The following is a 24494-nucleotide window of genomic DNA, read 5'->3' on the forward strand; positions in this document are numbered from 1 at the left end:
TATACCAGTTCTGTGTCATTACATAAGGTATCTATTTTTTTGACTTTATCATTAGAGGATTGCACCATTATGATCCGCTCTACCCTTTGGATGATTGGCGCGCTCACCTCATTTTGTTTGATGGCTATTGGTGCTCGTGAGCTAAACGGTGAGATTAGTGTTTTTCAGATACTATTCTTTCGTAGTATCGTCGGGCTATTGGTATTATTGCCAATCATATGGCTATCAAACGCTTTGCCAAAGATAAGGCACTTATTATTTCCCAAACGTCTTAAATTACACGTAGTCAGAAACTTATTTCATTTCGCGGGGCAATATGGCTGGTTCTTAGGCATAGGACTACTACCCTTAGCCACCGTTTTCGCTATTGAATTTACCGTGCCTTTTTGGACGATAATCATCTCGTATCTCTTTTTAAAAGAGCCTATAACGATAAAAAAAATCATTGCTGTACTATTAGGCATATTAGGTGTCTTGGTCATTGTACAACCTAGCTTAGATGTCGCTCACTATGCGTCACTTATCGTACTGGGCGCTGCTATTTGCTACGCCTTTGCTCATGTGTGTACAAAGTCGCTGTCTAATACCGATAGTCCCATCACTATTATTTTTATGATGTGTTTGATACAAGCGCCACTAGGGTTGCTGTTGTTTATAGAAGGCTGGACAACGCCAGTAGATATCCAGTGGCTATGGCTGGTCATCATAGGTGTCACGGCATTATCGGCGCATTACTGTATGACCAAAGCCATGCAATATGCTGAGGTGACATTCGTAGTCACTATGGATATGTTTAGATTGCCGCTCATCTCACTCATCGGTGTGCTGTTGTATTCTGAGAGCTTTAGCGCAGCTTTAGTCGTTGGCATGCTGCTGATAGTCGCTGGTAATTCGCTCAATATATATTCTAGGAAAACAGATAAAGGTAGTATTGCTCGGTTGGGAGGTTAGGTATAAAGCTGATGGTTGACTCGAGGACTGGTGCTACGATGAGGCTAGGATTATGTTATAAACCTTAGGGTTGAATTTTATATAAAATAAGTTAGACGTAGGCTAGGCTTTTAGCCTAGCTTTTTGTTGGTAGTAATTTAGTTAAGTTAAATCAAAGTGATTGTAGAAGCCACAAGGCATAGTCTTTGTAAAGATGTTCATTGTTGCACTTTAATTATTGCAGTTGTGATTGCATTGAGTGTCAATACTCTTTTTTCTTGCAAAAAAGTTAGGATACCAATTCCTTCATAAAAACAGAGCCTAATAGCAAAAGAAAAGTCCAAACCCTTTGGTGGCTTCATTATCTGGTAGTAAAAAATTTCTTGATTTTCTCCTTTTTTTTTGACATTAGAAAAACTCTTCTCTATCAAAATTCTATTTTTATCAAACTCTTTATTTTTATTTATCGAGTCGTCATTCAATGATATTTGAAACTCATTATAAATTTTGATATCTCCATTAAAAACCTTATGGAATTCGTAGTAGTATAGCCCTTTACAAATAGAGGATATACTACTGTTAAATTTACTTTCATCAAATTTGAATGCAAAAGTAGGTTTAAGTTGCCCTGTTCTCTTTTCATCAACATAGACTAGCGTTGCGTTGCTAACTAAGCTCCTAGTTCTCTTTCTATTTCTCAATATACTCTTTACAGTTTTACCTGTAGCAATATTTTGCCCTTTTTCATTAGCTAGAATTTGAAGCGATATAATTTGTAGAAGGTGCTCATCATCATCAGATTTACCACCATTGTGCTCGATACATGAAGGCACAGTAATCAAAGAAAATTTATCATTTTTAGGGAAAAAACATCTAGGAGGTACATGCTCTCTCGTTAAGCTTTTTTGGTCTAATGGAACCCCACACTCGTAACATGTATTCGGCAACTGTTGATACATACCTATCTCATTTGAATAATTAAAGGCATTTTATACTCTTTTAAAAGAAAGATTCAAGTTAACCAATGCAATGTAGGTGATAGTCCGCAGTTAGGTAGCTTCAAATTTATAGGTTAGCACATTGCCATTTTGGGTGTCGCAAGCTCCACGCCAACCTACAAATTAAACATTTTCAAACTTTGTTAGATATTGAAGACTGAATTACGATACGTATAAGCAAAAATATAACCAAAAAAAGACCTTGCCACGCGACGTGACAAGGTCTTTTTTGTTGAAATCAAATCGGCGGGTTACGCTGTCGCTAACCCATCCTACTCACTTTATCTAAAAAAACTTCAAATTAAGAAGGATGTACCATGTCCTCTGGCGTGACCCACTCATCAAACTGCGCTTCAGTCATCAGATCCAGTTCAACCGCGACTTGCTTGAGCGTTTTGTTTTCTTTATAGGCCGTTTTGGCAATTTTTGCCGCATTCTCATAACCAACATGACGGTTCAATGCGGTGACTAGCATTAATGAATTATGCAAGAAGTCATCGATTTTGTCTTTGACGGGCTCGATACCAACAGCACAATTATCATTAAAGCTGTTGCACGCATCACCGAGTAGCTTGATAGATTGCAATAAGTTGAAGGCAATCACTGGCTTATACACGTTAAGCTCAAAGTTGCCTGACGCGCCTGCCATGCTAATTGTGACGTCATTACCCATCACTTGTGCCACGACCATGGTCATGGCTTCTGACTGGGTTGGGTTGACTTTACCCGGCATGATGGATGAGCCTGGCTCATTCTCTGGAATGGTCAATTCGCCTAGACCACAACGAGGGCCTGAGGCGAGCCAGCGTACATCGTTAGCGATTTTATTTAAGCTGCCAGCTAGAGTCTTAAGTGCGCCTGAGGCAAAGACTTCGGCATCACGCGCCGCTAGGGCTTCAAATTTATTCGGTGAAGTGACAAACGGCAAGCCTGTTAGCTCTGCTAATTGCTCAGCTGATTTTACCGCGTAATCAGGATGGGCGTTAAGGCCGGTACCGACCGCTGTACCACCTAATGGCAACTCATATAAGCCTTGTAGCGCATTGTCGATACGAGTCAACGAATGATCAAGTTGGCTAACATAACCGCTGAACTCTTGGCCTAAGGTTAAAGGCGTAGCGTCTTGCAAATGCGTACGACCAATTTTGACGATGCTATCGAATTCTTTGGCTTTTTTATCTAGCGTATCGCGTAGTGCTTTTACCGCTGGGATAAGCAGGCTGTTAATTTGACGCGCGGCGGCGACACGAATAGCGGTTGGGAAGCTGTCGTTGGTCGATTGGGCGTGATTGACATGATCGTTGGGGTGAATTGGCGTGTAGCTACCGCGCTCGCTACCTGCGATCTCATTGGCACGGTTGGCGAGTACTTCGTTCATGTTCATGTTCGACTGCGTGCCCGAACCGGTCTGCCATACCACTAATGGGAACTGATCGGTAAGACCGCCGTTGATGACTTCGTCAGCGGCTTGTACTATTAGATCGCGCTTGTCATCTTCGATACGCTCAAGACTGGCGTTGGTAATGGCAGCGGCTTTTTTGACTAATGCCATCGCCTCTAACATTGGACGCGGCAGAGTCTCGCCACCTATTTTGAAGTTCTCGCGGCTACGCTGGGTTTGCGCGCCCCAATAAGCGTCTGCTGGGACTTCGACGTTGCCCATGGTGTCTTTTTCAGTACGAGTGGCCTGATTCTGTGACATAACTACCCTCTTTGATTTTTTATCTGTCCGTAAGAAGTGCAACGAGCGCTGCACATAAGGAAAATAGGATGTAAAGCGTCATTATGATAGCATGACTTATCACAAATTTCTCAACATCTGCGAGGGCTACAGGTGCCAAATGCTCAAATATCCATAAATCCGCCTAGACGTCAGTTTACAAGCCTACGCCGTAAGCTGAGCGCAAGCGAGCGCCGACAATTGGCACGTGAGGCAAGTCTGCATTTGATCAAACTCCAGCAGCGCTTGCCTAGTAACGCGCGTATTGGTCTGTATTATGACGGCTTTGGTGAGCTGCCGACTCAGCCCATATTGGATTGGTGCCAGCGTCTGCAATATCAGGCTTACTTGCCAGTGGTTGGCTCGCTTGGCCGTGATGATAAACGCTTGCGCTTTGTGCCGATTTATCACAAAAAAATTAGCAATGTGCCGACTCGTATTCATAGTCTTGGTATGAAACAAAATCATAGTCGTAAGCTACTATGGGCAACAGATTTGGACGTGGTTATCTGTCCACTGGTGGCGGTAGATATGGATGGAAATCGTATGGGTATGGGCGGCGGATTTTATGATACGACTTTAGGTAAAAGCTATCGATCAGGAGTAAAAAAACCTTTGCGTATTGGCTGGTGTTATGACTTTCAAGTAGTAAAGCAATTAGAGCGTCAACCATGGGATGTGCCATTAGATGGCTTGATAACGCCAAACGGTATAAGGTGGTTTGGTAATCATGCAACCGCTGACGAAAAAGTATCTAGCGCTGATACGGTTGATACCTATTTGCAAACACTAGGCAATGATGACACTAGGGAGATGCTCTACTACAGCCAAGAACAGGACTTTAGCGCTGAGGAATTATCAAGTGTCATTAATGAAGCGCGTTTAAATGAATTGCTTGCGCAGAGTGATAAATTTTTGGCTAGTTTGAGTGGTGAGATAGAGGGTTTTGAGGATGACAATAAAGACTCATAAAAGATTTGCAAAGACAATAATGAGCTATTTTCGCTCAAAACCACTAAGGGTAGTTTTTGCTGTTTTATGGGTTTTGTTTGTAGGACTAATCATTAGCGCAGGTTTTGAGCAAAGCCCTCATTCGTTCGATATGTACTCTGACAACAGTTCTGAGCCCTATCAAACTGGACTAGTATTATTTTTAATTGCTGCAATGATGTTACATTTAATTTTGCTCTTTGTTAGTGGTTTTTTGATGCATAATAATTGGAAGTTTTGCGTGATGCTGCTCATTACTATTCCATTCCTCTTATACTTTGGTATGGGCGCGATGCATGCGCCGCCCTCGTTAGTTTTGATGATCATGTGGACGCTCTTATCATTTTTAATATTTTTAGTATTATGTTTTTGCCAAGTCTGTCTATTCGTTTTAAGAAAATTTTTTGATAGAACGTAAGTTTTGTAACCTTAAAGCACCATCGCCGCAATCCAACCGAACGTAAGTAGCGGAATGTTGTAATGCAAAAAGGTCGGCACGACGCTATCTCTAATATGATCATGCTGCCCATCGACGTTCAGACCCGATGTCGGTCCCAATGTTGAATCAGACGCTGGCGAGCCGGCATCACCCAGCGCGCCTGCCGTTCCAATAATGGCGACGGTTGCCAATGGCGAAAACCCTAATGACATACATAGCGGTACGTAAATCGCAGCAATAATTGGAATGGTTGAGAATGACGAGCCGATACCCATGGTCACTACTAAGCCAATCCCTAGCATAACAAAGGCAGCAATCGCTTTATTCCCCGCAAATAAGTTAGTCGCGCCATCAATCAGCGGGGCAATTTCGCCCGTCGCTTTCATCACCTCGGCAAAGCCTTGTGCGGTAATCATAATAAAGCCAATCATCGCCATGAGTTTGATACCGTCATTAAAGACTGTATCGGCATCGCGCCATTTTACCACGCCTGTTGCCATAAACACCGCAAAGCCAAACATCGAGCCCAGCAATAACGAATCCGTGTATAGCTGCACGACAAAAGCGGTAACAATGGCAGCTAAGGCAATAAGCGTCTTTATCTTACTTTGAGAAGGTGCCTCAGCAGCAGTCTTGCCTAAATCATCATTTTTGACAACCGCATCGCGTGCATCTTTATCTATCGCAAGCTGCTGATACTGGCGCGGTTTGCGGTAACTGATAAATACGGCAGTCAGCAAACCGATAAACATACCGAGCGCTGGAATCGCCATGGCCTTGACTACAGAGATGTTAGCGATATCAATGCCTGCCTCGCCGACGTTTTTAAGCATGATTTGATTAAGATAAATATCACCAAAGCCGTATGGGATAAACATATAAGTGGTGACCAAGCCAAAGGTCAACAGACAAGCAATCAGGCGTCTATCGATCTGCATACGATTAAAAGCGAGTAATAATGGCGGTACCAGCAGTGGTATAAAGGCAATATGAATGGGGATTAAGTTTTGGCTAAAGCAGCTCATCATCACAAGCCCTGCAAACAGCGTGTACTTAATCATGCCGCCTGCTGTTATGCCTGAGCCTGCCGCGTCAATACGCTTGATGACTGCTCCTGCCAAAGACTGCGGCAAACCAGAATGCGCAATTGCTACTGCAAAAGCACCAAGTAGCGCATAAGACAGCGCGATTTGTGCGCCATTGCGAATACCTTCTTGAAAAGCCGCTAAGGTATCAGTAATACCTAGACCCGCTATCAGCCCGCCTGCTAGCGCGCCAATGAGTAAGCTGAGCACCACATGCACGCGCGCTAGTGACAGCCCAAGCATAATGACGACTGCCGATAATACTGCGTTGATTGCCATGCCTTGCCCTTAAATATGTCATGTTGATAAAACTGACTTACCTATCAAAATGTAGGCATATTAAAAGGGCGTCAGTTTACCTGATTTTGGCTCTAAAGCCTATGCGTAGAAACTATCAGTTAAGAATGCGTCAAGGCGTTTTGCAGATATTACCTATCGTTAAGCCTGCTTGAGTATAAGCCTTGCAATTTTGCTTGCAAGCACCATTTATCTATACAGCAACCATGAACTTGACTGAACAAGTCTGGTGAACGAGGAAAAATATATGAGTGAATATAATATCGATAAAGACAATATCGACATCGATGTCTCGGCAGCCGTGCCAGAGACTGATGATACTACTACGGATACCAAGTCAGACAATTACTTACCGCTATTAGCGCTGCGTGATGTCGTGGTGTATCCGCACATGCAAATCGCCCTATTCGTCGGCCGCGCCCCGTCGGTCAAAGCTGTTGAATTAGCGCAAAGCGAGTATGGCAATAAAGTCCTAGTCGTCGCGCAAAAAGACTCGCTGACTGAAGATATTGATCAAGACAACTTGTATCAGTACGGTACCGTGTGCCGCATCGTTAGCACGATGCCACATGATAGCGATGAGAATTGCATAAAGGTACTCATCGAAGGCGAATACCGTGCGCGCGTTGATACCTTAGAAGATCATGGCGAGCTATTGATGGCAAGCTTTGAGCGTGCTGATATCGATGTCGCTATGGACGACAGTCAACAAAAAAACACCATCAAAGCATTAACCAGTCTATTTGAGAGCTACGCCGATGCACGCCTGCGTAATGCGCGTGAATTGACTCGCGTCGCCAAACGTATTGACGACTTACTTGAGCTGGTGTATTTCATCTCAACTCGCGTCTCGATGGATCTGGAGGTCAAGCAGTCGTTCTTAGAAGACAATGACATCAAGACCCATATCAATACCTTGACTGAATATCTGGTCAAGCAAAGCGCTGAGCAAAATATCGAACAAGATATCCAAGATGCGGTTCGTCAGCAGATGGAAGACAATCAGCGCGAGTACTTTTTAAACGAGAAGATGAAAGCGATCAAGAACGAGCTGTCTGATATGAATGACGGCGCGTTCGATGGTGAAGATGATGTGGGTGAGCTTGAGCAGCGCCTAGCAGATGCAGACTTGCCAGAGGACGTACGCAAAAAAGCTGAGCAAGAGATGAAGAAGCTTAAGATGATGCCACCAGCGTCCTCTGAGTCCTCGGTTGTGCGTAACTATATTGAGTGGATATTAGACACGCCGTGGAATGCGACGACCAAAGTATCCATCAATTTAGAAAAAGCCAAAACCACTCTTGATGAAGATCACTATGGTCTAAAAGATGTTAAAGATCGCATTTTAGAGTATCTCGCCGTGCAGTCACGAGTGAAAAAGCTTCGCGGTCCGATTCTGTGTCTCGTCGGTCCTCCTGGTGTGGGTAAAACCTCACTCGGTGAATCGATTGCACGAGCAACGGGTCGTAAGTTTGTGCGTATGGCGCTCGGCGGCGTCCGTGATGAAGCGGAAATCCGTGGTCATCGCCGTACTTATATCGGTGCGATGCCAGGCAAAATCGTTCAATCACTTGCCAAAGTAGAAGTCAAAAACCCGCTGTTTTTGTTAGATGAAGTGGACAAGATGGCGCAAGACTTCCGCGGCGATCCAGCATCAGCGCTATTAGAAGTATTAGACCCCTCACAGAATGATACGTTCAACGACCATTATCTTGATATGGACTTGGACCTATCACAAGTGATGTTTATCTGTACGGCTAACAGTATGGATATCCCGCCTGCCCTTCTGGACCGTATGGAGGTCATTCGTCTGCCGGGTTATACCGAAGAAGAAAAGGTCAATATCGCGCAGAAGTATCTGGTGCCAAAAGCGATCAAGCAAAATGGTCTCAAAGAAGGCGAGATTGAGATTGTCGAAGCAGCATTACATAGCATCGTACGCAGCTACACGCGTGAAGCAGGCGTGCGTAACCTTGAGCGTGAAGTCAACAAAATCTGCCGCAAAGTGGTTCGCGGTTCGGTTGAGACTCATGGTGCACGCGCACCGAAAAAAGATGATCGTGAGCTGGTCGTTGTCGATGACAGCAATATAGATGACTATCTTGGCGTCCATCAGTTCGACTACGGTCTGGCTGAGAAAGACCCTGAAATTGGCCGCGTAACTGGTTTGGCTTGGACACAAGTCGGTGGTGAGCTATTGACTATCGAGGCCGTCGCGATGAAAGGTAAAGGTGAGCTTAGCTTTACAGGATCGCTTGGCGACGTTATGAAAGAGTCTATTCGAGCGGCAATGACTGTGGTTCGTGCTCGCGGTGATAGCTTAGGCATTGATTATGAGACGTTCAAAACGACTGACGTCCATGTGCATATGCCAGAGGGTGCAACGCCAAAAGACGGTCCATCAGCGGGTGGTGCGCTAACGACAGCATTGGTCTCGGCGATAACTGGCATTGCAATTTGTCCTGACATTGCGATGACGGGTGAGATTACCTTGCGCGGTAAGATTCTGCGCATCGGTGGTCTCAAAGAGAAGCTACTAGCCGCGCATCGCGGTGGTATCAAGCACGTGTTGATTCCAGCGTCTAACGAGCGTGATTTGGCAGACATCCCTGATAACGTCAAGGAAGGTTTGACCATTCAGCCAGTAGCGACTATCGATGAAGTGCTTAAAGTCGCTTTGGTTAGTATACCAAAACCATTAAAGCCTGCTAAAGCGGTGGTCGATAAAACCTCCGATAAAGCATTACGTAACTAAGCCTTGATTGAAATCATATGTTAATTAGAACCAGATCTTAATTAACATATAACTATAAAGCCGCTTATCTCTGTGATAGGCGGCTTTTTTGTGAGTCTATACTGCTATATATACTTTAAAGTTCGTTAGATTATAAAAACTTTGTTTGGCAAACCCATACAATACTTACACTTATTAACCGATTGTTGCGCTTCTAGTGAATAACTATGTCTAAGTCTTGGCTATACTGGCTTCGACATTAACACTCTGTCTCAAAACTTTATGATCAGAGACGATAAATAAAAGTCTAAATTAACAAATAAACAATTGGAGATAACAATGAATAAGACAATGCTTGCAAGTGCCCTATTATGCGGTTCAGCCTTAGCGATGACGGGTTGCCAAACCGTTCAAGATCAATTACAAACGGGCAATCCATTTAGCCAGCCCACGCTTAAATCTACCGTTAATACGGTTGATGGTAATGACACTGAAGTAGGACAACTATTCTTACGTCCTGTTGATGGCGGCGTACAGGTGTATGGTAAGCTTATGAACATGGCACCAGGTAAGACAGTTGCTTTACATATTCATGAGACAGGCAGCTGTGCTATGAATGGCGAAGCAGCAGGTGGTCACTTCAACCCTGATAACTATCCGCATTCTAACCCTGACGATATGATGGGTCATGCAGGTGATTTGCCAAACATCACTGCTAATGAAGACGGTGTTGCTACTATCAATTTCGTTAACAAGCAAATAGCAGCGACTCCCGTTGGCAAGTACAGTGTGAACCGTCTAGCATTTATCGTACATAGCAATGCAGATGATTATGTGACTCAGCCAGCAGGTAATTCTGGTACGCGTATCGCCTGTGGTGTTATTGGCGCGGCATAATTACATTTAGCTCCATTAAAACATTTAGCTCTATTGAATTTTAGATAAACAAAAACCTCTTAGCGAACTAAGAGGTTTTTTTATGCAGGTACTAAAAATAGTTATTCCTCGACCCACTCGCCTTTACGCCAGTAGACGCCCCAGCGTGTGGCTTTGCCGTTTTTCTCAGAGCCAATGTACTGCTCTTTTTTCTTACGTGACCAGCGTAGTATCGTCGGATTACCATCAGGGTCTTCGTCTGGACCTTCGAATAAATACTGAAACTTATCTTCCATCTTATCTTTGATTTCTCGCAGTTCAGCCAGTTTTGGCGGACGCGTCTCCCTTACCTTTGGAAACTTGGACGCAGCTAAGAACATTCCAGCGGCTCCTTCACGCAAGATAAAGTAATCATCATGCTTAGTGGACTTAAGATCTGGCAGATGAATAGGATCCATACGCGGCGGCGCAGGCTCACCCGTTTTGAGCACTTTGCGCGTATTGTCGCAGTTTTGACAAGCAAAGTAAGGACCAAAGCGTCCTGTTTTTAGCTCCATTTGTCCATCACACTTGTTGCAGTCAATGGTTGGCGCATCAGAGCCTGGGACTTCAAATTTGCCTTCTTCTAGAATATAACCGTCGCAATCTGGGTTATTACCGCAGATATGTAGTTTAAGACCGCCATCAACGATATAGCCGTTCATCGCCGTACCATCTTTTGGACAGCGTTTTTTCTCCATCAAATCTTTGACTTCAGCCGCTTCGTCATCGCTCTCCGCGTCATCGAGATTAGCAAAAGCTTCAACGGGCATCAAATTCTTGGTGCCTTTACAGCGCTCTTTGGGCGGTAGATTGTAGCCGGTACAGCCTAAGAATACGCCTGTTGAGCCCGTACGCAGCTGCATGGGACGCGCGCATATATCACAGTGCACGTCAGGCACATCGGTCGGATCATTAGGGCGCATGCCATCAGCATCTTTGGCGTGCTCCACTTTCTTTTTAAAATCGCCGTAGAAGTTATCTAACACATCTTTCCAATCAGTATCGCCTTCTGCCACGTGATCGAGCTTATCCTCAAGCGCGGCGGTAAAGGTATAATCCATCAGATCAGGAAAGCTATCTGTCAATCTATCGGTGACAATATCGCCCATCTTTTCGGCAAACAGGCGCTTATTTTCAAGTTTGACATAGCCGCGATCTTGAATGGTTGAGATAATAGAGGCATAGGTCGAGGGACGACCGATCCCTTTCTTCTCAAGCTCTTTGACAAGGCTGGCCTCAGTGAAACGTGCTGGCGGCTTGGTAAAGTGCTGGCTGGGATCGAGCTTATCAAGTATGAGCTTGTCGCCTTTTTTGACATCAGGCAACAAGGTATCATCGGTTTTGGCAGGCGGCATCACGCGAGTATAGCCGTCAAAGGTCATAGTGCGACCGCGCGCTTTTAGCTCAACGTTGCCCGCCTCGACAAACAAATTAACCGATAAATACTTGGCTGGCATCATCTGGCAGGCAACAAATTGACGCCAAATCAGCTCATAGAGGCGAATAGCGTCACGCTCCACACCTTTGAGCTGGGTCGATTTCATGTTGACGTTTGAGGGGCGGATTGCTTCGTGAGCCTCTTGCGCGTTTTGTTTATTGCCATAAAAATTTGGCTTTTCTGGTACGTACTTTTGACCAAAGCTATCTTCAATATAGCCGCGCGCATTAGCTAGCGCGTCCCCTGACAAAAACGTCGAGTCGGTACGCATATAAGTAATATGACCCGCTTCGTATAGACGCTGCGCTAAGATCATCGTCTTTTTGACTGAGAACCCTAGACGCGTACTGGCCGCTTGTTGCAAGGTTGAGGTAATAAACGGCGCGCTAGGACGCGACTGCGTGGGCTTCTCTTCGCGCTCTTTGACGATATAGTCGCTCGTTTTGAGAACCTCTAGAACTTTATCAGTCTGCTCTTTATTTACCAGTTTAAGGTTTTTATCGTTTTGCTTGGTCGCCTCTAAGCGGATGCTTATGTCTGCTTCTTTTTTATCATCGATATGCGTTTCAGCGTGAATCTGCCAATACTCCTCAGGAATAAAGGCGCGAATTTCGTGCTCACGCTCAACGACGAGGCGCATAGCAACCGACTGGACGCGGCCTGCGGACAAGCCACGCGCGACCTTTTGCCATAGGATTGGCGAGACCATAAAGCCGACCACGCGATCTAAAAACCGCCTTGCTTGCTGCGCATTGACGCGGTCAATATCGAGCTTTGAGGGCTGCTTAAAGGCGTTTTGAATCGCCGACTTTGTAATCTCGTTAAAGACTACGCGCTGATATTTGCTATCAGGCCCGCCGATGACTTCTTTAAGATGCCAAGCAATAGCCTCTCCCTCGCGATCCATATCCGTTGCTAGATAAATAGTATCGGCGTCTTTGGCGAGTGCTTTGAGCTCTTTGATGACCTTGGTTTTGTTTGGCAGTACTTCATAGACCGCCTTCCAGCCGTGTTCTGGGTCAACGCCCATGCGACGCACCAGCGCTTGCTGCGCTTTTTCTTCTTTTGATAGCGTGTCGTCTTTTTTGGTAGTAGCAGTCTTTTTAGCGCTTTTGCTGGCGCCAACAGGTAGATCACGCACATGACCGATACTCGAGCGCACGACAAAATCTGGACCCAAGTATTTGTTAATGGTTTTTGCTTTGGCAGGGGACTCGACGATCACCAAAGATTTGCCTTTGGAGGGAGTACCACCATCTGAAGTTGCCGCTTTAGTACTCTTTGCAGCACGAGGCTTTTTGGCACTGCCCGTGGCTTTGATGGTTCTTTTAGTTGTGGTTTTTGCCATATCTGACGACACCATAATAAATGGATTAAAAGGAATTACAAATCACTAGAGGATATAAGGTATTGATTATAAAAATAATAGTATTTAAAACAGGGTTATCAAGGAAGCTGTAAGAGATAGATAACCGTAACCTAATTACAAAGACGTTACACTGCTATGAGTTGGGATGTCAACTGTAAAACAGCGCTTTGCCTAAAACAGTTTAAATAATAAAAGCGGTTTTTCTGTTAAGCCATGCTAAATTATTGGTCATTAACTTGCGCTTTTTTGCGCGTTTTGCACTTGCAACGCCCATTTTTCTAACTGGGTTTTGAGCACTAATAGATCAGGTTCGATGTTATAAGACTTATAAGCAGGATTGGTCGATGGACGCACATAGTCGACATCCTCCCAATAGATAATCACGCTGTTAGCTTGGGTAATCAGCGCCTTTACAAACGGCTCTACGGTTGGCGGCAGCTCAAGCGGCATCTTATCTAAACTAAAATCTATCTTGGGCATCGGCTTTGCTGTCATCGTTTGAGTATTGGTGCGCACTTTTGTAGGAATATCAAGCTTGGTGCTCGTATCGGCCTTGGTACTTTCGATGCTGGTATCCGCGCGCCACTGACCATTGATAGCTTTGTAGCGGGTATGCGGCATTTTGATATTATCTAATACCAAGCCATACTGACCTATCATACCGCGCCCCATCTCGTTATCGCGTCCTTGCATCCACTCAGGACAGGCGACCAGCTTTGGGTTGAGTTGCATACGCCGCGCCTCAATACGCAGCTTGTCCAAGCGCTGATCGATACCGCTAGGTTTGAGCGCCATCATACTGCCAAGTACGAACATTACGATAAGAATGGCGATCCATATTCCCATGACAATCAAACCCCAAACAAAATAGTGAAGTAAAGCAGTAGCCGCTACTTATAATGAGTGTACAAATTCAAAAATCAAGCTTGAGCGAATAGCAGGTGATCAAAGCATGAGCATCTACCTACCGTTATATACTTAGCTTTCAAGCACTTAACGACAAAAAATATGCTCGGTAACAAGATGCAAAAAGTTGCGGCCTATAAAAAGGTGCTATCATAAACCATAACTCTCGATGCGCGCAGGTTTATTATGATTCCTTTATTCGCTGTATTGCAGTCCAAGCTGCAAAACCCATCAATGATGGCTAAATCTAGCCTGAATTTGTCTGTCTTAGGTGCCGCCTTGCTCGCCTTATCTGGCTGCGCTACTACCCAAAAGAGCCTCACACCAGAGCAATGTCAAGGCAGTAACTGGCAAGAGGTCGGCTATGTCGATGGTATGCGCGGTCGCTCAGGCGCTTATTTTGGTTACTATACTAATAGCTGCGCTAGTGTCGTCGGTGCGACGCCCAATCGCGTTATGTGGGAGCAAGGTCGCCAGCAAGGGCTAAAGACGTATTGTACGGAGCTAAATGCTTATAAGATTGGGCGTGAGGGCTATGATTGGCAACCCGTCTGTCCGCTTGAGGGTATTGAGAAGTTAGAGGAAGCCTACTCGCAAGGGCGCTACTATTATATCCGTCAGCGTGATCTTGACTATTTGCGCTCGCCCTATCCCTTTGGCTTTAGTGGCTACGGTCGCTACGGGTATGGGCCGTTTGGTTATGGCTGGTAGCCCTTCAAAAAGTTAAGTTAGAACAGGTAAACAAAACCTTGCTAAATAAAAACCTCGCTTAATCAAAGCGAGGTCGGAGATAGCGTTATTATTTTAATCTTCTTTATTATTGTTTTGATCATATTCTTAATTGGCGCTTTACTGGTCTATTTAGCCCGCTTATTTTTATAAAAATCTTATTCATTGACGAAAGCTATCTTGGTCAGTCCCGCTGTACTCGCCGCCGCCAATACTTGCGCTACCATATCGTATTTACTGTCTTTGTCAGCGCGCAGATGAATGGAAGGTTCATTATCTGCTTGAGCCTCTACGCTTAACCGCGAACTTAATTCCTCCATAGTAATCAAATCATCATCCCAAAACAGTCCAGCATCTTTATCGATACTAATCTGAATGACCTGCTCTGGGGTCTCATTGACCTGCGCACTAGTTTCTGGCAGATCCAGTGGCACTGTTGGATTAAGTACTGTCGCTGTGAGCAAGAATATAATCATTAAGACGAGCATGACATCGATGAGCGGAATTAGGTTCATCTCATTCATACTCTGCGTGTCATCGTCACCCAATTGAAATGCCATATCTGCTTACTCTCTTTATTACTCTTAATGTGTTTTTTGCTTTAATGCAATCAACACTCGAATCATTAGGACTAACCCTCTGGCGTTGAACCAAAGTAGTTGTTTAGACACTCTTTTTTAGAGTACGGTCAGCCGACTGCGCCAAAAGATCATGGGCGCGATCATTGGCATGATACATAACGCGGCGATTGATACGGATAGCCAAGTTATAAAACACCACTGCTGGAATAGCAACTGCGATGCCAAGTCCTGTCATAATGAGCGCCTCGCCTACAGGACCTGCCACTTGCGCAAGACCTGCTTGACCTGTGGTGCCGATATTACTGAGCGCATGAAAGATACCCCATACCGTGCCAAATAGCCCGATAAAGGGAGCGATAGCAGCGGTCGTGCCTAATATAGGCAATCCACGCTCGCTGGCAAAACGATAACGGCCAATATGCTGAAGTAATGCCTGCTCGATCACCAAACGGTGAGTCGCTACGTCATCTGCGCTCGTATCCGTGCTCTTGGCCTGAATCTGCGCGCTTAAATCATCTGCTACCGTACTTGCCAATTTGCGGCTTTGGATAATACGAATAATACCCGTCACCCAGGAGAGTATCGATAGCGCGAGTAGTATAAAAAACAGCGCTTTGGTGACCATATCGCTGTATTGCCAGTAGCTCATAAAGTCCATGTAGACTCCTAATGTTGCTCAATATATGTGTGTCAAACTTGGGTTGATAGGTATCAATTTATAACCTGACTACCTTTAAAATTTTGTCTTATCTATGATTACAGTTTCATACGAAATGAAAAGTTAGCTATGCTTTTAGTCGGCGCATTGCCTCTCGTAGCAGGATTGAGTTTGGCTCTTGATAATGCTTTTACAAAATCTCTGTCAAATGCGTTTTTACCTGAGCTCTTAGATATTTTTATGTTACTTATATTACCACTTGCGTCCACCACCATACTGACTCTAATTGCAGCCTCAACTCCTCTAAAACCATAATCTTTATTTTGGATAGAGGTAAATACAGGTTCTCTTAACCAGCTTGACTGACCTATGTTGCCATAATCGGCAGGCTCATTACTCGCCGCCTGCGCAGCGGCCTCTTTTACAGCTTGTTGTTGCGCGGCCTGCTCTAGCGCGCGTTTGGCTGCTTGCTTAGCCGCTAGCGCCTCAGCTGCTGCCTTGGCTTGTTGTTCTGCCTTGGCCTGTGCATCCGCTTGAGCCTGTCGCTCAGCCGCTATTTTCTGTGCTTCTTTAGCAGCATTGGCTTTATCTTGTTCAGCCCTTTGCGCTTGGTGCTGTTTACGAAGGTTCTCTGCCTGTATCGCCGCCTCAGCCTCAGCTTGTGCGGCTAACTCTCTTTGCCGCTGCTCCCTAAGCTTTTGAGCAGCAAGCTCTTGTTGCGTAGGTATATTGACGACTTGAGTTGGCTGTTTTTTGATGGGTTGCGGCGTAACCTTGGGCTTATCTTCTACTATTTTATTCTTTGGTTCTACAGCTTTTTTATCATCATTAACCGTCTGTTTTTTGACGACAGGCTTAGGTTTATCAACAGGCTTAGGTTTATCAACAGGCTTAGATTCTTTAGCAACTTGCGCTTTAGGAGCGGCAGCAGGCTTAGTCATAGGCTCTGCTTGTTCTTTGACAACAGCCGCTTCTTTGATATTAGTAGGCGTTACTAGCTCAATCTCTATCGGCGTCACCTCTTCTGGCTCAAAGACAGGTTGCGGCTTTATCATAACCAGCGCCATCGCGGTCAAGACGTGCAAACTCACCACCAGACCGATGACAATCAGTATGAGTTTATACGGTGATGAGTGGCTGGTGATCGGATTCATAACGCTCTACGTCTTGTGTTAAGGACTTAAAGTAATGGCTTAGGTTTTATTCATGAGTATGAGTAAGCATGACAGACAACTAAAATGCGCAAACTCCAAAAGTGGCTAGATGATATTATAAATGAGAATCATTATCAATGATAATTTAACTAAAATATTCTGCATATTTGTCCTTATTCGTCTTATAAACACATACGTTAATAATAATCATTATCATTGATAAAAAAATCACTATCCTTTATCATTGTCTCCAGAATGATCCCAACTTATAACAAAACTGCTATCTAAGCCCTTCTGATTACCGAGTTTATTATGCCAACCACTACTTATTCTAAACCCCAAAACGCGCCTTTGTTTAAAGGTCCTCTATTCGCGGCTATGGCATCACTACTTGCTGTGAGTGTTGGCTTGACAGGCTGTTCAAACAGCTCTGAAACAGACGATGCCAAAGTTGAAAACAATAGCGCCGATGTATCATCAAACATCGCTGACAATGATGCGGTATCGGTAGCAACTATCGATGTCGATACGGTCAAAGGAGCGGTAAGCTTACCTATCAATCCTGCGCCCTTAGTCGTCTATGATATGACTTTGATGCAGGATTTGGCGGCGTTAAATGTAGGTGTCGCTGGGATGCCAGACCAGCTACCGCTGGACAATCTGCGCTCTGATACTCAGCCTGATAGTGAAAATGTCGGTACGCTTTTTGAACCTGATCTTGAAGCCCTAAACGCTATGCAGCCACAAGCTATTTTGATTGGTTCAAGAATGGCAGAAAAATACAACGAATTATCCAGTATCGCGCCAACACTAGATATGAGCATCGATACCGCCAATATCTATGACTCTAGCAAACAGCGCTTGCACGACTTGGGCGCATTGTTTGGCAAAAGTGACGAAGCCTTTGCCCTGCAGCAAGATATCGACGGCCTTATCACTCAAACTCAAGAGTTGACCCAAGATAAAGGTAATGGCCTGGTCATTTTGGTCAATGGCAACAAGCTATCCGCTTATGGCGACAAGTCACGGTTTGGTTTTATCCATAGTGTACTCGGTGTGCCTATGGCTGATACGCAAATAGAGGATGCCCGTCATGGTCAGCCCGTCTCATTTGAATACGTACAAAAAGTCAATCCAGACTGGCTGTTTATCATTGATCGCAGCGCCGCTATCGGTGAAGAAGGCGCGGGAGCCAAAGCGGTGCTAGATAATCCCTTAGTAGCTCAAACCCATGCTTGGGATAAAGGACAAGTGGTATATTTAAGCCCAGATGCATACCTTGCCTTTGGTGGATATTATCAATGGATGCAAGATTTGACGACGATCAAGAATGCATTTGCAAAGGCAAAATAAGCGTTATGACAGTTCGAGCCATCGTTATTGATTGCATGTTCATCCCTTATCTTTAAGCCAGTAGACGTTATGCCGTTATTTTCATCTCGCGCTCAGACTAGTGTCAAAGCCGATTCTTCTTTGCCAGCGCCATTATTAAGCTGGCAAAAAAAACCTTACACTGATCTAAGTCATAACCATCGACGTGCTGCCATACCGCCTTGGCTCATAAATACCGGTAGCCTTCTGATTATGGGGCTATTGGTATTACTGAGCTTATCGATTGGGGTGGCAGACTTCTCTTGGTCGGGCCTTGTGCAAAGTCTTGTCAGTGGTAGCGGCAATTCAGACAGCGCTTTGATGCTCGTTAGTCGCTTGCCGCGTACCGTTGCTATTATCTTAACAGGTATCGCTATGGCAGTGGCGGGCATGATTATCCAAGTGGTACTCAAAAACCGTTTTGTTGAGCCCTCAATGGTTGGCGCAACGCAAAGCGCCGCTCTTGGGTTACTGGTAGTCAGCCTCCTATTTCCAGCCAGCGCCCTCATTGTCAAGATGAGCGTGGCAACCGTTACAGCGATGCTCGGTATGGTGCTGTTCATGGGGCTGATTCAAAAGATTCCACCTACTGATTTTTTGATGATTCCGCTGATTGGTATTGTATTTGGCGGTATTATCGAGGCGGTGACCACTTATATCGCTTATCAAACTGAAACCTTACAGATGCTCAGTGTATGGCAATTTGGGGATTTCTCTAGCGTATTGGCAGGGCGTTATGAGCTGCTATGGTTGACAGGACTGCTTTGTCTGCTTGCTTATTTTATTGCTGACAAGTTCACTATCATAGGGCTGGGCGATAATATTGCGCTCAATTTGGGTATCAATAAACGCCAGATCACTTGGGTCGGTGTCGGCATGGTCGCTATGATGAGCGCGGTAGTAGTGGTAACAGTAGGTGTCATTCCCTTTATTGGCTTGATTGTGCCCAATATCGTCAGCCGTATTATGGGCGATAAACTTCGGCGTAGCTTGCCTGCGGTGGCGTGCTTGGGCGCATCAGCTGTCCTACTGTGCGATATCATCGGACGTTCTATTCGCTATCCCTTTGAGATACCTGTTGCCACTATTTTTGGTGTCGCCGGCACCGCCGTGTTTTTATGGTTATTATTGCGCGCGCCAAGCGAGTCTTAGGCTCTGCCTCATCTCTCCTTTTATTAAAAGATTAGCATATGCTCTCACCGTCTACTCCTAGCAGTGTAAATACAAATGATAAGGCTCACGTTGAGACACCATTTAGTCAAAAGCGGCGTTTGGTGCACACACTAGCTGAACGTCCAATAGTCATAGCTGGCGTGGTCTTACTTGTATCCATACTCCTATTTATGACCATTAATGTTCATGGCTATTGGGACTTTGCCCTACCCTTACGCGGCAAAAAGCTACTGGCGCTTATGGTGGTGGCTTATGCGATTGGCGTATCAACATTACTGTTTCAAACCTTAACCCATAATCCTATCCTAACGCCCTCTCTCTTGGGTTTTGACTCGCTATATGTACTTTTGCAAAGTTTGCTGGTGTTCTTTTTGGGATCAATCAGTTATACCAGTATCGATCCTATAGCCAAGTTTGGGTTAGAGATTGCCTTGATGTTTGGCGCGTCGCTGTTGTTATTTAAAGTATTGTTCTCAAAGCGCAGTCAAGACCTAACGCGTCTTATATTGGTCGGGGTGATCTTTGGTGTGCTGTTTCGTAGCTTATCGGCGCTGATTGCCCGCCTAATTAATCCTGATGATTTTGTGGTGGTGCAGGCGGCCAGTTACGCGCAGTTTAATACGCTCAATCCTAAGCTGCTGGGTGTCAGCCTTGTTATCTGTATGCTCAGCGCTATTGTCGTTTGGCGCTGGCGCTATCAGTGCGATGTATTAATGCTCGGTAAACCGCAAGCGATTAATCTTGGTATTAATTATCAGCGTTTGGCGTTTGGACTGCTGAGCGTCATTGCAGTTTTGGTAGCCACGGCGACTGCTTTGGTAGGGCCTGTGACTTTTTTTGGTCTGCTCGTATGCGCCTTGACCAATCGTATTACGCGGCGTATGTATCATAGCGAGCGGCTGGTATTGGTCAGTTTGGTGGCGATGATATGTTTGGTGCTCGGTCAAGCTGTCTTTGAGCAACTGCTGAATATGGCGGGCGTTTTGTCCGTGGTGATTGAGCTGGCAGGCGGAATAGTGTTTTTGTTATTGATATTTATGACCCACCGTCGCCGCGTATGACTTTTAAAGCTTTAAAGTCTCAAAGCTATAAAAAATAAAATGATTAGAAGACATTGCTATGATAAAAATTAATTCCCTCTCACACCATATTGGCTCGCAGCAAATACTGCACGATATTACTTTGTCTTTGCCGCCCTCACAAGTTATCGCTCTGATAGGTCCTAATGGCGCGGGTAAGTCAACTTTGTTTTCGGTCATGGCGCGCCTGCACCCTTTGCAAACAGGTTCAGTCAGCTTTAATGTAGATAATAAAGACCATGACATCATCAGCTGTGATGCCCGTACCCTTGCCACCACAGTCGCTATGCTCGGTCAGGACAATCAAGTACAAGGGCGGCTGCGCGTCCATGAGCTACTAATGTTTGGGCGCTATCCGTATCACCAAGGACGCCCAAGCGCGGCTGACCAGCAAAAGGTCAATGAGATTATCGAGCGCTTTGAGCTTGAGCCCTTAGCCGATAGATTTTTGTCAACGTTATCTGGTGGTCAGCGTCAGCGCGTACTGATTGCGATGATTGTCTGCCAAGACACACCCTATCTGCTTCTTGATGAGCCACTTAATAATTTGGATATGTATCATGCAGGACGCCTAATGCGTGAGCTACGTACGCTTAGTCATACTCAGCAAAAAACGGTCGTTATTGTGCTGCATGATATCAATCAAGCCGCGCAGTTTGCCGATACGGTGGTAACGATGAAAGACGGTCAAGTCAAAGCGGTCGGTCGCCCAGTCGATGTCTTGACCCAAAAGACAATGAAAGCGCTGTATGACGTTGAAGTGACGGTGCTGACCCATCATGGTCGTCCTGTGATAGTAGATACGGTGTGAGTACAGCTATAAAAATGCGGTGTACTAAAGACAAAGGATTCGCGCAAACCGTATCAACTACAGTTGTCTCTACAAGATAGCTTCGGCGTCCTCACGCTTGATGATTTTGTGTTCATCTTCGCTGTTATCAAGCTTCCAGTAGCTTGAGATATACAGATGGGTTTTTGCTACCTGTTTTTCTTGTTTAAAGTAATGACGTAGCGCGCGCATACTATTGAACTCGCACGCTGCCCACACAGCGGGACTGCCCTCTAACCAAGGCAACTGCTTAATGCGTTCAAGCAGTGGACTACTATCGATGCTTGCTACTGCATTTACTACCCAGTGTATATCCATATTATCAGGCATATTCAACGAACGGATGTCTGCTTCACTTATGACCTCTATTACCGCATAGCCTTGAGCATCAGCGGGTAGCTCAGCCAAATTTACCGTTATGGCAGGTAGCGCAGTCATGTCACCTGCTAACAAAAACCAGTCGGCTTGAGCATTGATCTGTTTTTTGGCTCCAGGGCCGCCGATCAAGATGCTGTCGCCTATAGCCGCGGTATGTGCCCACTGTAGTGCTGGACCTGCATGCTCTTGAGGATGCAATACAAAGTCTACATCTATCTCGTGACTGCGCTGCTCAGCGATAGTATAAGTGCGCATGATAGGTTTACTGCTCTTAGGCTGTGAAAACATCAACTTAATATAAGCGCTTTGTTGGTTTGTTGGAAAGTCCTTAAACGCCTCTCCACCCAAAGTGATGCGGCGCATATGCGGCGTGATGTCTGTAATACGTTTGACTTCTAGAACTCTTGGGGTAGGTTTTGCCATTTCTGTATTCTCTCATGACTTATTAGCTGAGCTAATAATGGTTTTGAGCTATCAGAATTTACAGATCCTGATACAAAAAACCAGCGCTCTTTGTGAGATTGCTGGTTTTTATTATTTATATCAAAACTTAAAACTGATACGTTAACGACGCTTTTATATTTCGACCCATCTCAAAGTCAGTGCTTTGATCACTAACGGCACTATAGCGTGAGGCGTGACTGGCGTAAGTCTCATCAAATAAGTTATATACCCCGACAGTAGCTTTGACGTTCTCAAGCTGACGCGGCGAGTAGTTCATATAGATATCATGCACATCATAGTTGGGCTTGGTGTCGCCGCTATTATCAGTGATGGAGGCTACATAAGTGCTGCGCCAACCTAAATCAACCACCTCATTAGGTGCATAATCTAGGTTCACCATATAACGATCACCTGAGTCAGCACTACCGCCACTCACTGAGGGAATGCTATCACTGGTTTTGTCGCCCTCGCTGCGTGCACGCGCGTAGCTAAGACCCATACCAAAGTTATCAGTACTGTAGTTCGCTGCAAGCTCGACACCTTTGATCTCGTAATCTTCATTGCTATTGATCATGCCTTGACAGTCTTGTAAGTTGTCAGGCGAACCGCGCTCACCTGTAGCACAGTTTAGACCGTAGCGACCGGCGCGATCTCCTGTTCTAACAAACTGCTGAAAGTTTTCGATATTAGAGCGAAAGTATTTGGCGCTTAGTTGCAAAGCATCATTAGCGGTAGTCAATCCGCGCAATGTGGTCGCGACCCCAATCTCAGAGTTGTAGCCTTCTTCTGCTTTGAGATCATCATTGACATAGATACTATCGCCATTACTATTAAATATGGTTTGCGCAAGATCAGGGCCGTTGAATAACTGCGTGTAGCTGGCAAATACTTGTGTGCTTGGAGCAATCTCGTAGCTGGCCGCTAATGCGCCAACGACATTGTCATAGGTCTCGCCGCCTGAGACATATTCAGGCGACTCATAGCGATCGTAACGCACGCCTGGCGTTAAGCTAAATTTGCCCAGTTGCCACTGATCTTCTAAGTAGAGCGATGTGGTTTTTGCCTCATCAGTCGCCGTATCCCTGCCCTCACGCGCCATCTGTGATTCTTTTTTATAGTGCTCCACGCCTGTGATGAGTCTATGCGTACCCGTAACCCCTTCAAAAACGCTGTCATCGATTACACTAGTGTTTTCAATCTTGCCGCCTGTCGTTTTTACCTGAGCTCTCCAGTCATAGCCTGGCGATACGTCAGCGTTATTATCTCGCGAGATTTCGGTTTCGGTCTGATAAATCGTGGTATCAACATCAATTAAAGCATTTAGCGGGTTAAAGTTATAGTCAATCGTATACGTATCGCGGTTTACCTTTTGTGGTATAGAATCATCAGTTAAACTAGGAAAATCTGGGCGAAACGGGAAAATACCTTCTTTTTCAGTACGGCTAAAGCTTGCACCTACGCGGTGATTATCATTGATATAAGCGCCCGCTTTTAACAAAATATTTTCGCTTTCACTGTCCTCAAATAGCTCACGTCCATCGCCATCCTCACCAGAATCCGTATCGCGCTTGCCATAATAAGCTAGTAAGTCGATATTATCAGTAGGCGCGCCATAGACGGTGGCTGAGGTTAACAGCTCATCATTATTACTGCCGTAGCCAGCCTTTAGTTTTGCACCGATCTTTTGACCTGGCTTGAGCAAATCTACTGCATCCACAGTTTCAAACGCTACCGCGCCGCCTAGGGCGTCATTACCTAGCGTCACTGAGTTATTACCGACCGCTACCTCAGCACGTTTGAGCAGGTCAGGATCAAGGGTGACATCACCCATATGATAAAACAAAGCACCCTCTTGACGAGCACCATCGACAGTCACTTTCAGATTGGTATCATCAAGCCCGCGCACCCTGATACGCTGGTTTACCGTTGAGGTACCACCGACCTCAACTCCAGGTATCACATCTAAGAAGTCACTTAAATGACTCGCTTGCGCTGCAGGCGTATAGTTATCGATATAAACCGCTTCTTCTTGCAACTCATCTCGTACAGAAGTATTCGCCGTTACCGTAATCGTTTGCAGCGTCGTACTTGGCAGGGAGTCCGCAGTCGCGGCGCTCGCAGCTTGTGACCATAGCGCTGCTGCTACGCCCATAGATAATAGGGTTAATTGGCTATGATTTTTTGGCTTAGAGCGGCTTTTACTTAAACTCTGATCTTCACGCATAACTTACTCGCTGATTTCACTATGAAAAGGGTACTTAAATTTGTATGAGT

General features: G+C 45.2%; 19 protein-coding genes. 9 read left to right on the forward strand and 10 right to left on the reverse strand.

Annotated elements, in window-relative coordinates:
• Nucleotides 1-69: 69 nt before the first annotated feature.
• Nucleotides 70-951, forward strand: coding sequence for a DMT family transporter (locus ACTXGE_RS04285; RefSeq protein WP_435949382.1), 882 nt, complete (start codon nt 70-72; stop codon nt 949-951).
• A 197-nt stretch (nt 952-1148) separates the two neighbouring features.
• Here ACTXGE_RS04285 and ACTXGE_RS04290 read toward each other — a convergent pair whose 3' ends face one another.
• Nucleotides 1149-1889 carry a hypothetical protein gene (locus ACTXGE_RS04290; protein ID WP_435949383.1) on the reverse strand — a complete coding sequence of 247 codons (741 nt, stop codon included), beginning with the start codon at nt 1887-1889 and terminating at the stop codon, nt 1149-1151.
• A gap of 340 nt (nt 1890-2229) precedes the next feature.
• Nucleotides 2230-3630, reverse strand: a complete 1401-nt coding sequence (gene fumC, locus ACTXGE_RS04295) for a class II fumarate hydratase (RefSeq protein WP_435949384.1) — start codon at nt 3628-3630, stop codon at nt 2230-2232.
• A 132-nt stretch (nt 3631-3762) separates the two neighbouring features.
• On the opposite strand from fumC, the gene ACTXGE_RS04300 reads away from it, so the two are divergent.
• The gene (locus ACTXGE_RS04300) at nt 3763-4620 is read left to right on the forward strand and encodes a 5-formyltetrahydrofolate cyclo-ligase (protein ID WP_435949385.1); all 858 of its coding nucleotides are present in this window, start codon (nt 3763-3765) and stop codon (nt 4618-4620) included.
• A 447-nt stretch (nt 4621-5067) separates the two neighbouring features.
• Here the strand turns inward: ACTXGE_RS04300 and ACTXGE_RS04305 are convergent, their stop codons facing one another.
• Nucleotides 5068-6441 (reverse strand): Na+/H+ antiporter family protein, encoded by a 1374-nt coding sequence (locus tag ACTXGE_RS04305; RefSeq protein ID WP_443542062.1) that lies wholly within the window; start codon nt 6439-6441, stop codon nt 5068-5070.
• A gap of 265 nt (nt 6442-6706) precedes the next feature.
• Between ACTXGE_RS04305 and lon the strand changes: the two genes are divergently transcribed.
• Complete coding sequence (lon, locus tag ACTXGE_RS04310) at nt 6707-9214, forward strand: endopeptidase La (protein ID WP_443542064.1); 2508 nt, start codon at nt 6707-6709, stop codon at nt 9212-9214.
• Nucleotides 9215-9532: 318 nt separating this feature from the next.
• The gene (locus ACTXGE_RS04315) at nt 9533-10090 is read left to right on the forward strand and encodes a superoxide dismutase family protein (protein WP_435949388.1); all 558 of its coding nucleotides are present in this window, start codon (nt 9533-9535) and stop codon (nt 10088-10090) included.
• A gap of 101 nt (nt 10091-10191) precedes the next feature.
• On the opposite strand, the gene topA is transcribed toward ACTXGE_RS04315, so the two are convergent.
• A complete protein-coding gene (topA, locus tag ACTXGE_RS04320) occupies nt 10192-12897 on the reverse strand; it encodes a type I DNA topoisomerase (RefSeq protein WP_443542066.1) in 2706 nt (901 codons plus the stop codon).
• Between the two features lie 252 nt (nt 12898-13149).
• Nucleotides 13150-13764 (reverse strand): hypothetical protein, encoded by a 615-nt coding sequence (locus tag ACTXGE_RS04325; RefSeq protein WP_435949390.1) that lies wholly within the window; start codon nt 13762-13764, stop codon nt 13150-13152.
• 246 nt (nt 13765-14010) lie between these two features.
• Here ACTXGE_RS04325 and ACTXGE_RS04330 point away from each other — a divergent pair, with 246 nt between their 5' ends.
• Nucleotides 14011-14535: a DUF2799 domain-containing protein gene (locus ACTXGE_RS04330; RefSeq protein ID WP_443542068.1), complete on the forward strand. Its 525-nt coding sequence runs from the start codon at nt 14011-14013 to the stop codon at nt 14533-14535.
• Between the two features lie 176 nt (nt 14536-14711).
• Here the strand turns inward: ACTXGE_RS04330 and ACTXGE_RS04335 are convergent, their stop codons facing one another.
• The 3 genes from ACTXGE_RS04335 to ACTXGE_RS04345 all read right to left on the reverse strand — a co-directional run bounded on the left by ACTXGE_RS04335 (nt 14712) and on the right by ACTXGE_RS04345 (nt 16946).
• Nucleotides 14712-15113, reverse strand: a complete 402-nt coding sequence (locus ACTXGE_RS04335; RefSeq protein WP_435949392.1) for an ExbD/TolR family protein — start codon at nt 15111-15113, stop codon at nt 14712-14714.
• Between the two features lie 103 nt (nt 15114-15216).
• Nucleotides 15217-15792 carry a MotA/TolQ/ExbB proton channel family protein gene (locus tag ACTXGE_RS04340; RefSeq protein WP_443542070.1) on the reverse strand — a complete coding sequence of 192 codons (576 nt, stop codon included), beginning with the start codon at nt 15790-15792 and terminating at the stop codon, nt 15217-15219.
• Nucleotides 15793-15890: 98 nt separating this feature from the next.
• Nucleotides 15891-16946 (reverse strand): TonB family protein, encoded by a 1056-nt coding sequence (locus tag ACTXGE_RS04345; protein WP_443542072.1) that lies wholly within the window; start codon nt 16944-16946, stop codon nt 15891-15893.
• 312 nt (nt 16947-17258) lie between these two features.
• On the opposite strand from ACTXGE_RS04345, the gene ACTXGE_RS04350 reads away from it, so the two are divergent.
• The 4 genes from ACTXGE_RS04350 (at nt 17259) to ACTXGE_RS04365 (ending at nt 21380) form a co-directional block, all read left to right on the forward strand.
• Nucleotides 17259-18299 (forward strand): siderophore ABC transporter substrate-binding protein, encoded by a 1041-nt coding sequence (locus tag ACTXGE_RS04350; RefSeq protein WP_435949395.1) that lies wholly within the window; start codon nt 17259-17261, stop codon nt 18297-18299.
• A gap of 69 nt (nt 18300-18368) precedes the next feature.
• Entirely contained in the window at nt 18369-19469 is a 1101-nt protein-coding gene (locus ACTXGE_RS04355; protein WP_435949396.1) for an ABC transporter permease, read from the forward strand.
• Nucleotides 19470-19507: 38 nt separating this feature from the next.
• Nucleotides 19508-20551 carry an iron chelate uptake ABC transporter family permease subunit gene (locus tag ACTXGE_RS04360; protein WP_435949397.1) on the forward strand — a complete coding sequence of 348 codons (1044 nt, stop codon included), beginning with the start codon at nt 19508-19510 and terminating at the stop codon, nt 20549-20551.
• Nucleotides 20552-20609: 58 nt separating this feature from the next.
• Nucleotides 20610-21380, forward strand: coding sequence for an iron ABC transporter ATP-binding protein (locus ACTXGE_RS04365; RefSeq protein WP_443542076.1), 771 nt, complete (start codon nt 20610-20612; stop codon nt 21378-21380).
• Between the two features lie 69 nt (nt 21381-21449).
• Here the strand turns inward: ACTXGE_RS04365 and ACTXGE_RS04370 are convergent, their stop codons facing one another.
• On the reverse strand, nt 21450-22199 hold the full coding sequence (locus tag ACTXGE_RS04370) for a siderophore-interacting protein (RefSeq protein ID WP_435949400.1): 750 nt from the start codon (nt 22197-22199) through the stop codon (nt 21450-21452).
• A 127-nt stretch (nt 22200-22326) separates the two neighbouring features.
• Complete coding sequence (locus tag ACTXGE_RS04375) at nt 22327-24444, reverse strand: TonB-dependent receptor domain-containing protein (protein ID WP_443542079.1); 2118 nt, start codon at nt 24442-24444, stop codon at nt 22327-22329.
• Nucleotides 24445-24494: the final 50 nt, after the last annotated feature.

The sequence above is a fragment of the Psychrobacter sp. T6-4 genome (assembly GCF_052258425.1).
Lineage (GTDB): Bacteria > Pseudomonadota > Gammaproteobacteria > Pseudomonadales > Moraxellaceae > Psychrobacter.

Bases quoted from the DNA above. Each gene is read 5' to 3' on its own strand.
- ACTXGE_RS04290 (WP_435949383.1), bottom strand. From the start codon at position 1,889: ATGTATCAACAGTTGCCGAATACATGTTACGAGTGTGGGGTTCCATTA.
- ACTXGE_RS04350 (WP_435949395.1), top strand. From the start codon at position 17,259: ATGCCAACCACTACTTATTCTAAACCCCAAAACGCGCCTTTGTTTAAA.
- ACTXGE_RS04315 (WP_435949388.1), top strand. From the start codon at position 9,533: ATGAATAAGACAATGCTTGCAAGTGCCCTATTATGCGGTTCAGCCTTA.
- ACTXGE_RS04330 (WP_443542068.1), top strand. From the start codon at position 14,011: ATGATTCCTTTATTCGCTGTATTGCAGTCCAAGCTGCAAAACCCATCA.
- ACTXGE_RS04370 (WP_435949400.1), bottom strand. From the start codon at position 22,199: ATGGCAAAACCTACCCCAAGAGTTCTAGAAGTCAAACGTATTACAGAC.
- ACTXGE_RS04340 (WP_443542070.1), bottom strand. From the start codon at position 15,792: ATGGACTTTATGAGCTACTGGCAATACAGCGATATGGTCACCAAAGCG.
- ACTXGE_RS04360 (WP_435949397.1), top strand. From the start codon at position 19,508: ATGCTCTCACCGTCTACTCCTAGCAGTGTAAATACAAATGATAAGGCT.
- ACTXGE_RS04365 (WP_443542076.1), top strand. From the start codon at position 20,610: ATGATAAAAATTAATTCCCTCTCACACCATATTGGCTCGCAGCAAATA.
- fumC (WP_435949384.1), bottom strand. From the start codon at position 3,630: ATGTCACAGAATCAGGCCACTCGTACTGAAAAAGACACCATGGGCAAC.
- ACTXGE_RS04335 (WP_435949392.1), bottom strand. From the start codon at position 15,113: ATGGCATTTCAATTGGGTGACGATGACACGCAGAGTATGAATGAGATG.
- ACTXGE_RS04375 (WP_443542079.1), bottom strand. From the start codon at position 24,444: ATGCGTGAAGATCAGAGTTTAAGTAAAAGCCGCTCTAAGCCAAAAAAT.
- ACTXGE_RS04325 (WP_435949390.1), bottom strand. From the start codon at position 13,764: ATGGGAATATGGATCGCCATTCTTATCGTAATGTTCGTACTTGGCAGT.
- topA (WP_443542066.1), bottom strand. From the start codon at position 12,897: ATGGCAAAAACCACAACTAAAAGAACCATCAAAGCCACGGGCAGTGCC.
- ACTXGE_RS04345 (WP_443542072.1), bottom strand. From the start codon at position 16,946: ATGAATCCGATCACCAGCCACTCATCACCGTATAAACTCATACTGATT.
- ACTXGE_RS04285 (WP_435949382.1), top strand. From the start codon at position 70: ATGATCCGCTCTACCCTTTGGATGATTGGCGCGCTCACCTCATTTTGT.
- lon (WP_443542064.1), top strand. From the start codon at position 6,707: ATGAGTGAATATAATATCGATAAAGACAATATCGACATCGATGTCTCG.
- ACTXGE_RS04355 (WP_435949396.1), top strand. From the start codon at position 18,369: ATGCCGTTATTTTCATCTCGCGCTCAGACTAGTGTCAAAGCCGATTCT.
- ACTXGE_RS04305 (WP_443542062.1), bottom strand. From the start codon at position 6,441: ATGGCAATCAACGCAGTATTATCGGCAGTCGTCATTATGCTTGGGCTG.